This is a genomic window from Methylobacterium sp. Leaf108 (assembly GCF_001423265.1).
GTDB lineage: Bacteria > Pseudomonadota > Alphaproteobacteria > Rhizobiales > Beijerinckiaceae > Methylobacterium.
On the sequence record NZ_LMND01000034.1, the window covers coordinates 91,815 to 104,716 of the forward strand.

Sequence of the window (12,902 nt, forward strand, 5' to 3'; positions counted from 1 at the left end):
GCTTACCGGACCAGACTGACGGGGCGGGTGGGCGCGAGGCGCGCGGGGCGAATCGTGCGGCTCATGTGTCGGTGCCCTTGCCCTTGGGCTTCTTCTTCTGGGATTCGAGGCGGGTGGCGGCGGCTTCCTCGGTGAGGCGGACCACGACGCGGTCGGGCATGCGCAGGTCGATGGCGATGATGTCCTTCTCCAGCAGGCGGTTGGTGCGTTCGAGGCGGACCAGGCGGGACAGCGCCTCCCTGGCGCCGGTCTCGGGCAGGCGGATGTCGATGCCGTCGAGCTTGAGCGTCCAGCGCCGGCCCGAGACGTAGGTGCCGGCCTTGACGCGCTCGGCGAGGGGGCCGGCCGCCTCGATCAGGTCGAGGTAGTCCTTGAGGCGCAGGTTGGCGTCCTCGCCGACCACCAGGGGCAGGGTCGCGTAGCGGTCGTCCCGCATCTCGTCGATGACGGTGCCGTCGGCGGCGATGACCGAGAGCTCGCCGTTGCGCTGCCACAGGGCGGCGGGTTCGCGCTCGACCTGGGTGATGAGGATCTCGTTGGGATAGATCTTGCGCACGGAGACGCTGGCGATGAGCGGCACCTGCATCAGGCGCTCGCGCGCCTCCCTGACGTCGAGGAAGACCACCGACGAGCGCGCGTCGATGCCCGCCGCCTCCAGCACTTCGCTCTCGTAGAGCCGCGAGATGCCCGCAATGGTGACGCGCTCGACGCCGAAGCCGGCGATGCGGGCCAGGATGTCGAGGGGCCGGCCGTTCTCGGTGACGAAGGTGTCGTAGCGGCCGCTCGCGATGAAACCGGCGACGGCGAGGGTTCCGAAGGTGCAGGAGAGGGCGAGGGAACCGACGAGGCGCGGAAACCGCCGCCCGATCGGCGCGCCGATCCGCGGGCGCCGGGACGACGACGGCCGGGCCACGCCCGGCAGTGCCGCCGCGAGGCGCCCGCCCACGCCGCAGAGGCGCGCGAGGACCCCGCCGTCGCCGGCCGGGCCGGCGCCGCTCAGCGGCCCAAGGTTGCGTCCTCCACCATCCATCGGACGAGCTCACCGAATGTTAGGCCCGCATGGGCCGCGATCTCGGGCACAAGGCTCGTCTGGGTCATGCCGGGTTGCGTGTTGACCTCCAGCACGACGAGGGCACCGGTTCCACCCGGTGTGTCGTCGTAGCGAAGATCGGCACGGCTGACGCCCCGACAGCCCAGTGCTTGATGCGCCGTTAACGACAACTCTTGGACACGCTGGTAAACATTTGGTTTAAGTTCGGCCGGCAGGACGTGGATCGACCCCCCCGCGGCGTACTTGGCATCGTAGTCGTACCACTCGCCCGAGGCGGGCTTGATCTCGATGACTCCGAGCGCCCGGTCGCCCATCACGGCACAGGTGAGCTCGCGGCCCGCAACGTAAGTCTCTGCAAGGACTTGGTCGCCATAGACCCACTCGTCCGACGCCAGGATCTGGGGCGGATGCGAGCGCCCGTCGCGCACGATGATGACGCCCATCGAGGAGCCTTCGGCGATCGGTTTGAGGACGTAGGGCGGCGGCAGCACGTGTGACTTTGCGGCATCATGGCGATCGACGACGCAACCGTCCGGCACGCTGACCCCGGCCGCCTTCATGATCGTTTTGGCACGTTCCTTATGCATGGCGAGCGCCGAGGCGAGGACGCCCGAGTGCGTGTAGGGAATCTTCAAGATCTCCAGGAGCCCCTGGATCGTGCCGTCCTCGCCGGCCGGGCCGTGCAGGGCATTGAAGGCGACGTCGGGCTTCAAGTCGGTCAGCACGGTGGCGATGTCCGGCCCGACATCGACCTGGGTCACGGTGAACCCCTCCCCTTCGAGCGCCCTGGCGCAGGCGGTGCCGGAATTGAGCGAGACCTCGCGCTCGGAGGACCACCCGCCCATGAGGACGGCGACGTGCTTGGACATGGGGACTCCTGAAACTTTCGCGAAATGGGTTTCGTCGTCACGCGGGCCTTGGTGGTCCGATCCTGTCGCGGATCGCGTCGAACACCGCTCCGGCCACCACCGGGGACAAGGTGCCGATCCGTTTGAGGATACGGAGCGGTTCGATGCAGGCCAGCTTGACGGGCCTCACGACCGAAGGGGCCGAGAGACCGGCGGCGGCGAGATCGTCGATCGCCTGATCGCCCCCCATCGCCGGGTTGTTCGCACTGGTGATCATGGCGATCCAGACGAACCCCGCCTCTGCGACGGCCTGGCCCGAGACGACGACGGCCGGGCGGCGCTTTTCGGCGAGGCGGTCGGAGCAGGGAAACGGCACGACCACCACGGTCCCCGCCGGAAACGGGACTTCGCTCGGATCCTCAGAGATTGCCATAGGCGTCTTCGTCGGCGGCCCCCGCCCATTCCGTGAAGGTCACGAAAGGATCTTCACCCTCGGGCCGGGCCTTTTCGATACGAATGCCGTCCGGCGTGATCACGTAACGGAGGCGGTCGCCGGGGCCGATGCCGAGGCGTTCGCGCACTTCGGCCGGCAGCACGGTCTGACTCTTCACGGAGACCTTCGAATAGATCGTCAAGACGTCCTGTCCCGCCATCGGCCCCTCGCGTCGGATGACTTACGTCTTACCGGCTTACGCCCCCGACGTCGACACGCCGATGCGCTTGATCTCCCAGTGGAGCTCGACGCCCGAGGTCTCGCGCACGCGCCGGCGCACCTCTTCGCCGAGGGCCTCGATGTCGGCCGCCGTGGCGCCGTCGGTGTTGATAAGGAAGTTGCAGTGCATCGGCGACACCTGGGCGCCGCCGACACGCAGGCCACGGCAGCCGGCGGCGTCGACGAGTTGCCAGGCCTTGCCGCCCTCGGGGTTCTTGAAGGTCGAGCCGCCGGTGCGCTCGCGGATCGGCTGGGCCGCCTCGCGGGCCGCGGTGACGCGATCCATCTCCGCTTCGATCGCCGCGCGCTCGCCCGGCCGCGCGCGGAACAGGGCGCTCGTGAAGATCACGTCCTCGGGGGCGGAGGAATGGCGGTAGGCAAAGCCCATCTCGCCGTGGCCGAACGTCCGCCGTTCGCCGCGCCTGTCGATGCCGCGGGCCTCGACCAGGACGTCGGTGGTCTCGCCGCCATGGGCGCCGGCGTTCATGCGCAGCGCACCGCCGATCGAACCGGGGATGCCGCGGAAGAAGGCGAGCCCGTCGAGGGAGGCCTCCGCCGCCGCCTTGGCCAGGCGCATGTCGGGGACGGCGGTGCCGGCCCGCAGGGTGTCGCCGTCGATCTCCACCGAGCCGAAGGCCTTGCCGCCGAGCCGGACCGTCACCCCCGGTATGCCGCCGTCCCGCACGATCAGGTTCGAGCCGAGGCCGATCACCGTCACGGGCATCGCCGGATCGAGGGCGGCCAGCAGCAGCGCCAGATCCTCCTCGTCGGCCGGGCTGAACAGCACCTGCGCCGGTCCGCCGACCCGAAACCAGGTGAGGTCGGCCAGCGACTGGTTCGCGACGAGGCGTCCGCGCAGGGCGGGCGCACGCGACCGGATGTCGGGGGTGATGTCGGGGAAGGCGGTCATGAGGGTTCTCCTCCTCTCCCCGCTCGCGGGGAGAGGGCTTGGCCGACCTCGTCATCGGCCAAGCGAGGCGGCAGCCGAGGGTGAGGGGGCGCTTTCGGATGAGGCTTCTCGGGGATCGTCCCCTCAGCCTCGCCCTTCGGGCTTACGCCGGCCCCGATAAGGAGGCCCACGTCCTCTCCCCACGAGCGGGGAGAGGGGGGAAGCGGCGCCGCGATGGTGTCGAGAACACCAGCGATATCGTCCTTGGTCCCGGCGTTCCGGAAACGAAGGACGCGATAGCCGAGCCGGGTGGGATAGGCATTCCTGCTCGTATCACGAGACCTGTCGACAGGCTGACTTCCGTTGAGCTCGACGACCACCTCGACCTCACGACGACAAAAGTCGGCACCGGAGGGACCAATCCCTTCCCGACGGACGGACTTGAACCCACCGAACTGGCGATTGCGCAGACGCCGCCATGATCTCGTCTCGACGTCGGTGTGATCGTGGCGAAGCCGGCGCCGACATTCGGTCCGCTCTTCGTCCGCCGAGCGCATCGCCTCAGGCCTGCAACGACGCCAGTTCCGCCGGAAGCGCATAGGCCCACTGCGTGATGTTGCCGGCCCCCAGGCACACGACGTAGTCGCCCGCCTTGGCGCGGCTCGCCACCAGTCCGGCGAGATCCTCGGTGCGGTCGAGGGCCAGAGCGTCGCGGTGGCCGCGGGACTTGAGGCCCGAGACGAGGCCGTCGCGGTCCATGCCCTCGATCGGCGCCTCGCCCGCGGCGTAGACCGAGGCGACGATGACCGTGTCGGCGTCGTTGAAGCAGGTGCAGAAATCGTCGAACAGGGAGGCCAGCCGGGTGTAGCGGTGGGGCTGCACGATGGCGATGACGTTGGCCTCCGTCGAGGCGCGGGCGGCCTTGAGCACCGCTTTGATCTCCACCGGGTGGTGCCCGTAGTCGTCGAAGATCAGGGCGCCGTTCCATTCGCCGGTCTTGGTGAAGCGGCGCTTGACGCCGCCGAAGCCTGCCAGCGCCTTGCGGATCGCCTGCGGCTCGACGCCGAGTTCGTGGGCCACGGCCAGCGCCGCGGTGGCGTTGAGGGCGTTGTGCTTGCCCGGCATCGGCAGGACGAGGTTCTCCATCTCGAGGCGAAAGCCGGGACGACGGTCGCGGATCATCACGCGGAACCGGCTCTGGCCGCCACGCAGGTCCACGTCGATCAGGCGCACGTCGGCCTGCGGGTTCTCGCCGTAGGTGATGATGCGGCGGTCCTCGATGTGGCCGACGAGGTCCTGCACCACCGGATGGTCGATGCACATCACGGCGAAACCGTAGAAGGGGATGTTGTCGATGAAGCGCCGGAAGGCGTCTTTCACCGCCTCGAACGAGCCGAAATGGTCGAGGTGCTCGGGGTCGATGTTGGTGACGATGGCGACATCGGCCGGCAGCTTGAGGAAGGTGCCGTCGGATTCGTCGGCCTCCACCACCATCCACTCGCCCTCGCCCATGCGGGCGTTGGTGCCGTAGGCGTTGATGATGCCGCCGTTGATGACGGTGGGGTCGAGGTTGCCCGCATCGAGGAGGGCGGCCACCAGCGAGGTGGTGGTGGTCTTGCCGTGGGTGCCGGCGATGGCGACGCAGGACTTGAAGCGCATCAGCTCGGCCAGCATCTCGGCTCGCCGCACCACCGGCAGGCGGCGCTCGCGGGCGGCGACGAGCTCGGGGTTGTCGCGCCGGATCGCGGTGGAGACCACCACGAGGGCCGCCTCCTCGACGTTGCCGGCCGCATGGCCGACGAAGGTCCTGATGCCCTTTTCGGCGAGCCGGCGGACGTTGGCGTTGTCGTTGGCGTCCGACCCCTGCACCGTGTAGCCGAGGTTCATCATCACCTCGGCGATGCCGGACATGCCGATGCCGCCGATGCCGATGAAATGGATGGGGCCGAGCTTGTCGGGCAGCTTCATGGTGTGAGCCAGTCTCGTCGGTTCGAGCGGGAGCGCCGCGGCGCCGACCCCGCGATCAGGTGAGCGCCGCCGTCGCGATCACGACATCGGCGAGCCGTTCGGCGGCGTCGTGGATGCCGGCACTTTTGGCCGCTGCCGCCGCCGCGGTCAATTTTGCCGGCGTTCCGAACAGATCGACCAGTTCCGCGGTGAGGCGGTCGGGGGTGAAGCTGCCTTGCGGAATCGTCAGCGCCGCGCCGATGGCGCTCAGCGTCGCGGCATTGGCGGCCTGGTCCTGATCGAGGGCGCCCGGCAGCGGCACCAGGATCGCGGGCCGGCCGATGGCGGCCAGTTCCGAGACCGTGGAGGCGCCCGAGCGACCGATGACGAGGTGGCTCTGGGCCATGCGCGTGGGCAGGTCCTTGAAGAACGGCGCCGTCTCGAGCCCGGCGAGACCGAGGCCGAGGTAGAGGTTCTGGACCTGCGTCAGGTCCTCGGCGCGGACCTGCTGCACGAGGTGGAGGCGGGCGCGCAGGTCGGCGGGGAGCTGCGCGATGGCCGCGGGCACGATTTGGCCCATCACGGCCGCGCCCTGGCTGCCGCCGAAGACGAGGAGGTGGAGGCCGTCGGTGTCGCCGAGCGGCGGATAGGTCGTCGCCGCCGCCGCCAGCACCGCCGGGCGAAGGGGGTTGCCGGTGTGGGTGCGCGGTGCGGTGGCCTTCTCCGGGATGCCGCGAACCTCGGCGAAGCCCGTGGCGATGGCACGCGCGCCGCGCGCCAGGAAGGCGTTGGCCCGGCCCATCACCGCGTTCTGCTCGTGCAGGATGGTGGGCCGCCGCAGGATCTGTCCCGCGAGCATCGGCGGCACCGTCGGATAGCCGCCGAACCCGACGATGGCGGCCGGGTCGATCCGCTTGATCTCACGGGCGGCGGCGCCGAACCCGCGGCCCAGCGTCAGGAGCGCGCTCGCCCGCCGGACGAGCGAGCGGCCCGAAGGTGTCGCCGAGGCGATGGTGACGATCTCGGAGGCCGGAAAGCCCGTGGCGATGGAATCCACCCGCGCGTCGGTGGCGAGCACCACCCGCACGCCGCGGGCGCGCAACGCGATGGCCAGGCTCTCGGCCGGGAACAGGTGCCCGCCGGTGCCGCCGGCACAGAGGAGGACGGTGGCCTGCGCCACGGTCATCGCATCACCCCGGCCACCGTCGCCGGCGCGGTGCCGGGCGGCTTCTGGCTCAGCATCACCGTGCGCGGCCGCTTGCGGGTCAGGGCCACGAGGAAGCCCATGCCGAGCGCCAGCGAGATCAGGGACGAACCGCCGTAGGAGACGAACGGCAGGGTCATGCCCTTGGCCGGCATCAGCCGCACGTTCACCGCCATGTTGATGCAGGCCTGCAATCCGAACAGCGTCGTCAATCCCGTGATGGCCAGGCGCGAAAAGGTGTCGTCGGTGCGGCGCGCCAGCTTGAGGCCGCGCATCACGATATAGGCGAACAGGCAGACGAGGCCGAGGCAGACGAGCGCACCGAACTCCTCCCCGGTGACGGAGAAGATGAAGTCGGTGTGCGCGTCGGGCAGGTGGCGCTTGGCGACGCCCTCACCGGGGCCGGTGCCGAGCCAGCCGCCGGAGTTGAACGATTCGCGCGCCCAGAACTCTTGGAAGCTGTCGCCGGAATCCTTGTCCATGAAGCGGGTGATGCGCTCGCGGACGTGATGCAGGAAACGATAGGCCACCGCGACCCCGAGGAGGCCGCCGACGCCCAGGCCCGCGACCCAGAACCAGTGCAGGCCCGCCACGAAGAACAGCGAGCACCAGACGATGGTGATCAGCATGGTCTGGCCGAAATCCGGCTGCAGGATCAGCGGCACGATCGTGATCGGCAGGAGCAGGATGGCGAGAAGGCCGCCGGGCATGTCGCGCCGTTGCGCGCCCTCCGAGAACGCCCAGGCCGCCACCACCACGAAGGCGGGCTTCACGAACTCGGACGGCTGCAGGCCGAAGGCGCCGAACTGGATCCAGCGGTGGGCGCCCTTGATCTCGGGCCCGAACTTGCCGGCCAGGATGCACAGGGCCACGCCGACGATCCACGTGGCGAGCGCCACACGCCGGATGTGGCGCAGGGACAGGAACGAGACCGCCACGATGATCAGCAGCGTCGGCGCCAGATAGAGCGCCTGCCGGTTGAGGAAGTAGAAGGTCGGCAGGCCGATCTTTTCGGCCACCGGCGGCCCGCCGCCCATGAGGAAGACGAGGCCCGCCACCATCAGCGCGGCGAGGCCGGCCAGGAGGCCTTTGTCGACCGTCCACCACCAATCGGTGAGGGGCGTGCGTTCCGCGCGGGACATCATGGATGGCGCTCTCTCGCGCGCCGGCGGATGGCGGCGCGGCGCGATCCTGGGACGGAATGGTAAACCAATCCTTGCGGACACCCGTGTCCCGTCCCACCGGAGACGATGGCTCGCCAAGTCCCTTCCCCCCGCGCGGGGGGGAAGGAACGCTGCGCCTATGCCTTGCAGTCGAAGAAGCCGGCCCGGATCGTCTCCGGGTCGAGGTTGCGCCCGATGAACACCACCCGCGAGACCCGGGCCTCGTCGTCCTTCCACGGGCCCTGGAGGTCGCCGTCGAGGATCATGTGGACGCCCTGGAAGACGAAGCGCTGCGGCTCGTTCGGGAAGGCGACGATGCCCTTGCAGCGCAGGATGTCCGGCCCCTGCACCTGGGTCAGGTTCGAGATCCACGGCATGAATTTCTCCGGGTCCACCGGGCCGTCGATCCTGGCCGAGACCGACTGCATCTCGTCGTCGTGGTGATGGTGGTGGCCCTCCTCCAGGAACGCCGGCTCGATGTCGAGGATGCGGCCGAGGTCGAAGGCGTTGCGGTCGAGCACCGCATCGAGGGGCACGTCGCAGCGGCTGGTGCGGTGGATGGTGGCGTAGGGATTGATCGCGCGGATCTGGCCCTCGACCCGGTCGAGGTCGCCCGGCTCCACGAGATCGGCCTTGTTGAGGAGGATGACGTCGGCGAAGGCGATCTGGTTCTTGGCCTCGGGGGCGTCCTTCAGGCGGTCGGACAGCCACTTGGCGTCGGCCACCGTGACCACGGCGTCGAGGCGGGCGGCATCGCCCACGTCCTGGTCGACGAAGAAGGTCTGGGCGACGGGGGCGGGGTCGGCCAGCCCGGTGGTCTCGACGATGATCGCGTCGAACTTGCCGCGCCGTTTCACGAGCCCGTCCATGATGCGGATGAGGTCGCCGCGCACGGTGCAGCAGACGCAACCGTTGTTCATCTCGAACACCTCCTCGTCGGCGCCGACCACGAGGTCGTTGTCGATGCCGATCTCGCCGAACTCGTTGACGATCACGGCGTAGCGCTTGCCGTGGTTCTCGGTGAGGATGCGGTTGAGGAGGGTCGTCTTGCCCGCACCGAGATAGCCGGTGAGCACGGTGACGGGAATCTTGCCAGAGTCGGAGATATTGCCGGAGGTGTCGGACATGGGAACGGTCTCATGGGGGCGCGCGGCGCGGGAGGGCCCACGCTGGTCTTCGTCCGATGATATAGTGTGTCACCCGCGTGCGATGGAAGGCACGCCGGGAACCGGAGCCAGCGTCGGTCCGCTCAGGCCGCCAGCGCGCGGTTCACGGTGGAGCGCAGGTCGGCCAGGGAGAAGGGCTTGGTCAGGACGTCGGTCACGATGGCGTCGAGGCCGCGGGCGCGCTCGCGCTGATCGGCAAAGCCGGTCATCAGCAGGATGGTCAGGTCGGGGAAGTCGCGCTTGGCCGCGAGCGCCAGGGCGATGCCGTCCATCAACGGCATGCGGATGTCGGTGAGCAGCAGGTCGAAATCGCCGGCCGCCTCGATCAGCCGGTCCAGCCCGTCGCTGCCATCGCTGGCGGTGACCACGGCATGCCCGTCGATCTCGAGGCCGCGCTTCAGGAAGCCGCGGATCGTCTCTTCGTCATCCACTAGCAGGATGCGAGCCATAAACACCGTTTCGTATGTGATCGCGGGCGTGTCGCCGCCGGTGCCAGAGACGCAAGCGCCAAGATCGCATGTCAAGCGAAAATGGCAGAGCGGCCGGACGAATTTGTCATCTCTGCGCGCAAATGCCACCGGTGGCCAAGCGAATGAAGCCGGTCAGGTGCCGCCGAAGAGGTCGGGCTCGCTGCTCTCGAAGTCGACCAGGCCGACGAAGGGCAACTGGCGGTAGGCGTGGGCGGCATCCATGCCGTAACCGACCACGAAGGCATCGGGACAGGGGAAGCCGACGAAATCCGCGTCGATGGTCACGGCGCGCTTGCCGGGCTTCTCGAGCAGCACCGCCGTCATCACGCGCTTGGCGCCGCGCGCCATCAGCAGATCCTTGGCGAAGACCAGGGTCCGGCCCGATTCGAGGATGTCGTCGACGAGGAGCACGTCGCGGCCCCGCACCTCGCTCTGGACGTCGCGCAGGATCTCGACCTGACCGGTGGAGACGGTGCCGGTGCGGTAGCTCGACAGGTGGACGAACTCGACCTGCGGCGCGAGGCCGGACCGGTGCAGCGCGCGCAACAGGTCGGCGGCGAACATGAAGCTGCCCTTGAGCACCGCGACCACGAGAAGGTCTTCGAGCTTGGCCGCCGCGATCTCGCCGGCCAGTTCCTCGTTGCGCCGGGCGATGGCGGATTCGTCGAACAGGACGCGGACGCGTCGGGAAGGCGTGGTGTTCATCACGCAGTCCATATCATGGGTTCCGCCGGCTGGCATCGGCCTTGGGCTCGCTCGCGGCGGCATCGGCACGCATCTGCCCGGTGCCCGCGAAGCGCACCTGCACCGACCGCCCCTGGGCCGGCGGCGCCGACAGGCTGGCCCGGAAGCGGGCGGTCTCGCGGTCCTCCAGGGACGGGCGCGGGGAGGGAACGGTCCAGCGGTAGAGCGGCTGGTCCCGCTCGTCGCGCACCTCGATCTCGATGGCCGGCACGGCGACGGCCTCCCGCGTGACGCCGACGAGGTCGCCCTCCACCACGAGCTGCGTCAGACCCGCCTCGCCAGCGGCCTGGTAGGCGGCGACGTCGCGCAGGTCGATGCCGCGCAGGTTCACGGGCAGGCCGATGGCGGCATAGAGCCCGGCACTCTGGGGCATCGCCCGTACGACCGTGGTGCGGGCGACGAGGGCGCCACCCCCCACCGCGACGATCGCCAGCCACAGGCCCGCCGCGGTGGCGAAGGCGGACCACGACCGGCCGGGCTTTACCGGTCGCAAGGGCCGTTTGGCCGCCTTCCTCGGCGGGGGGTCGACGGACGGGGGCTCTGCAGGGGAGGACGAGGCTGCGGCGTCGGGGGCGATGCCCTCCTCCGCCAGGGCCGCTTCCCAGGCGTCGAGGGCGGCCTGGTCCTCGGAGCGGTTGCGGGTGCCGTCGTCCATCGCCGCGATGGCTTCGGCGATCTGCGCGGTGGCGACGTCGTCGGGCCCGATGAACCAGGTCTCGCGGCAGGCGGCGCAGCGCACCGAGCGGCCTTCCGCTCCGACCCGATCGGTGGGAATCTCGTATTCGCTGGCGCAGGCGGGGCAGACGATCTGCATGGCGAATCGGCGCTTCCAGGTCGGTCGGCGGTTGCCGCGTCGTGCAAAAAGACAGACATGGTTGTCGCGGAACGCGGTTAACCGCGTGTGAAGGTGGGGCGGGAGGAACGGACGCCTTGAGGCATCGCAGACCAGGCCGGCCCATGGGCGCCGACGGAACGGGTGAACCGTGGCGGACCGCGTGAGGGGGGAGAGCCTGCTCGCGGGGGCCGAGGGACCCGTGGTCCAGTTCGAGAACGTCGGGATGCGCTACGGCCTCGGACCGGAGGTCCTGAGCGACGTGAGCTTCGAGATCGCACCCCATTCCTTCCAGTTCCTCACCGGCCCCTCGGGGGCGGGGAAGACCACCCTCCTGCGTCTCATCCTCTTGTCGGTGCGGCCGACGCGCGGGCTGGTCTCGGTGTTCGGCGAGGAGGTCAGCGGCATCGCCAGCGACACCCTCACCTCCCTGCGCCGGCGCATGGGGGTCGTGTTCCAGGATTTCCGGCTGCTCGACCACCTCACCACCTACGAGAACGTCGCCCTGCCCCTGCGCGTCCAGGGCCGGGCGGAGTCGAGCTACCGGGCCGAGGTGGTCGAACTGCTGCGCTGGGTCGGCCTCGGCGAGCGCATGCATGTGCTCCCTCCCCTGCTGTCGGGCGGCGAGAAGCAGCGCGCGGCCATCGCACGGGCGCTGATCGCGCGGCCCGAACTGCTCCTGGCCGACGAACCCACCGGCAACGTCGATCCCGGCCTCGGGCGGCGCCTGCTGCGCCTGTTCATCGAACTCAACCGGCTCGGCACCTCGGTGCTGATCGCCACCCACGATTTCGCGTTGATGGACCTCGTCGACGCCCGCCGGCTCGTATTGGGCGAGGGCCGGCTGCGCGTGGAGACGCCGTGATGGGCGACACCGCTCCCCTCTCCCGCAAGACGGCCAGGACGGACGCGACCCGGTCCGGGGCGCGGCCAGGTCCGGGCGACGCCGCCGCGGCAGAGCCGCCGCTGCCGCCGACCCTGCGGCGCAACGCGCCCCTGGTCCCGACCGATTCGGCCGCCAGCCGCTCGCTGGCGGCGGTGATCGCCATCCTCACCTTCCTCGCCGCGCTGTGCGCGGGGGCCGCCGAGATGGTGGCCTCCAGCGCCGACCAGTGGCAGGGCGCGGTGGCGCAGGAGGTGACGATCCAGGTGAGGCCGAGCCCTGGCCGCGCCATCGACGCGGACGTCGCCCGGGCCGAGGCCCTGGCCAAGGCGACGCCGGGGATCGCCACCACCCGCGTCTTCTCGAAGGCGGAGGCCGAGCGCCTGCTCGAACCCTGGCTCGGCAGCGGCCTCGACCTATCGGACCTGCCGGTGCCCCGCCTCGTCACCCTCACCCTAGCGCCGGGACCGAGCCCCGACCTCAAGCCGCTCCGGGCTTCCCTGGCCGAAGCGCTGCCGGGTGTCGCCAGCCTCGACGACCATGCCCTGTGGCTGCGCCGGCTCTCGACCATGGCCAACACCTTCGTCGGGGTCGGGGTCGGCATCGTCGCCCTGGTGCTCATCGCCACCGGGCTCGCGGTGGCCTTCGCGACCCGGGGCGCCATGGCGGGCAACCGCGAGGTGGTGGAGGTGCTGCACTTCGTGGGCGCCGACGACGACTTCATCGCCCGCGCCTTCCAGCGCCGCTTCTTCGGGCTGGGCCTGCGCGGCGGCATCGTCGGATCGGTCGCCGCCCTCGCGGCTTTCGCGGCCGCCGGCGTCGTCGCCCGCGCCTGGCGCACCGGACCGGCGGGCGAGGAACTCGACGCCCTCTTCGGTGCGTTCCACGTCGGCTGGCGCGGCTATGCCAGCGTGCTCCTGATCGGCGTCATCGCCTCGGTGGTCACCGGGCTGGTCTCGCGCCTGACCGTGCGTCGCTTCCTGGCCTGAGCCC

General features: G+C 70.1%; 15 protein-coding genes. 2 read left to right on the plus strand and 13 right to left on the minus strand.

All coding sequences use genetic code 11. The features are described from left to right. Positions 1-61: 61 nt before the first annotated feature. The 13 genes from ASF39_RS18455 to ASF39_RS18510 form a co-directional block, all read right to left on the minus strand. A complete protein-coding gene (locus ASF39_RS18455; protein ID WP_056286643.1) occupies positions 62-1,030 on the minus strand; it encodes a cell division protein FtsQ/DivIB in 969 nt (322 codons plus the stop codon). After that, complete coding sequence (locus ASF39_RS18460; RefSeq protein ID WP_055889717.1) at positions 997-1,920, minus strand: D-alanine--D-alanine ligase; 924 nt, start codon at positions 1,918-1,920, stop codon at positions 997-999. The genes ASF39_RS18455 and ASF39_RS18460 overlap by 34 nt, the downstream gene beginning before the upstream one ends. A gap of 37 nt (positions 1,921-1,957) precedes the next feature. Beyond that, a complete protein-coding gene (locus ASF39_RS18465; RefSeq protein WP_056286646.1) occupies positions 1,958-2,332 on the minus strand; it encodes a type II toxin-antitoxin system PemK/MazF family toxin in 375 nt (124 codons plus the stop codon). After that, positions 2,319-2,534 (minus strand): AbrB/MazE/SpoVT family DNA-binding domain-containing protein, encoded by a 216-nt coding sequence (locus tag ASF39_RS18470; protein WP_244472465.1) that lies wholly within the window; start codon positions 2,532-2,534, stop codon positions 2,319-2,321. The genes ASF39_RS18465 and ASF39_RS18470 overlap by 14 nt, the downstream gene beginning before the upstream one ends. Before the next feature lie 54 nt (positions 2,535-2,588). Then, positions 2,589-3,521 carry a UDP-N-acetylmuramate dehydrogenase gene (gene murB, locus ASF39_RS18475; protein ID WP_056286649.1) on the minus strand — a complete coding sequence of 311 codons (933 nt, stop codon included), beginning with the start codon at positions 3,519-3,521 and terminating at the stop codon, positions 2,589-2,591. Further along, positions 3,518-4,099 (minus strand): DUF559 domain-containing protein, encoded by a 582-nt coding sequence (locus ASF39_RS20835; protein ID WP_348271528.1) that lies wholly within the window; start codon positions 4,097-4,099, stop codon positions 3,518-3,520. Before ASF39_RS20835 ends, murB begins: the two co-directional genes overlap by 4 nt. Then, positions 4,062-5,468: a UDP-N-acetylmuramate--L-alanine ligase gene (gene murC, locus ASF39_RS18480; RefSeq protein ID WP_056286653.1), complete on the minus strand. Its 1,407-nt coding sequence runs from the start codon at positions 5,466-5,468 to the stop codon at positions 4,062-4,064. Before murC ends, ASF39_RS20835 begins: the two co-directional genes overlap by 38 nt. Before the next feature lie 55 nt (positions 5,469-5,523). Beyond that, on the minus strand, positions 5,524-6,633 hold the full coding sequence (gene murG / locus ASF39_RS18485) for an undecaprenyldiphospho-muramoylpentapeptide beta-N-acetylglucosaminyltransferase (protein ID WP_056286656.1): 1,110 nt from the start codon (positions 6,631-6,633) through the stop codon (positions 5,524-5,526). Next, a complete protein-coding gene (locus ASF39_RS18490) occupies positions 6,630-7,796 on the minus strand; it encodes a putative peptidoglycan glycosyltransferase FtsW (RefSeq protein WP_056286659.1) in 1,167 nt (388 codons plus the stop codon). Before ASF39_RS18490 ends, murG begins: the two co-directional genes overlap by 4 nt. Before the next feature lie 155 nt (positions 7,797-7,951). After that, a complete protein-coding gene (locus tag ASF39_RS18495) occupies positions 7,952-8,941 on the minus strand; it encodes a GTP-binding protein (RefSeq protein WP_056286663.1) in 990 nt (329 codons plus the stop codon). Between the two features lie 122 nt (positions 8,942-9,063). Beyond that, positions 9,064-9,429: a response regulator gene (locus tag ASF39_RS18500; protein WP_055889744.1), complete on the minus strand. Its 366-nt coding sequence runs from the start codon at positions 9,427-9,429 to the stop codon at positions 9,064-9,066. A gap of 153 nt (positions 9,430-9,582) precedes the next feature. Further along, entirely contained in the window at positions 9,583-10,155 is a 573-nt protein-coding gene (gene hpt, locus ASF39_RS18505; RefSeq protein ID WP_055889928.1) for a hypoxanthine phosphoribosyltransferase, read from the minus strand. Positions 10,156-10,168: 13 nt separating this feature from the next. Continuing rightward, the gene (locus tag ASF39_RS18510; RefSeq protein ID WP_056286666.1) at positions 10,169-11,008 is read right to left on the minus strand and encodes a zinc-ribbon domain-containing protein; all 840 of its coding nucleotides are present in this window, start codon (positions 11,006-11,008) and stop codon (positions 10,169-10,171) included. A gap of 181 nt (positions 11,009-11,189) precedes the next feature. Between ASF39_RS18510 and ftsE the strand changes: the two genes are divergently transcribed. Further along, positions 11,190-11,891: a cell division ATP-binding protein FtsE gene (gene ftsE, locus ASF39_RS18515; protein WP_082494679.1), complete on the plus strand. Its 702-nt coding sequence runs from the start codon at positions 11,190-11,192 to the stop codon at positions 11,889-11,891. Further along, positions 11,891-12,898 (plus strand): ABC transporter permease, encoded by a 1,008-nt coding sequence (locus ASF39_RS18520; RefSeq protein WP_056286668.1) that lies wholly within the window; start codon positions 11,891-11,893, stop codon positions 12,896-12,898. The genes ftsE and ASF39_RS18520 overlap by 1 nt, the downstream gene beginning before the upstream one ends. The last annotated feature ends 4 nt before the right edge of the window (positions 12,899-12,902 follow it).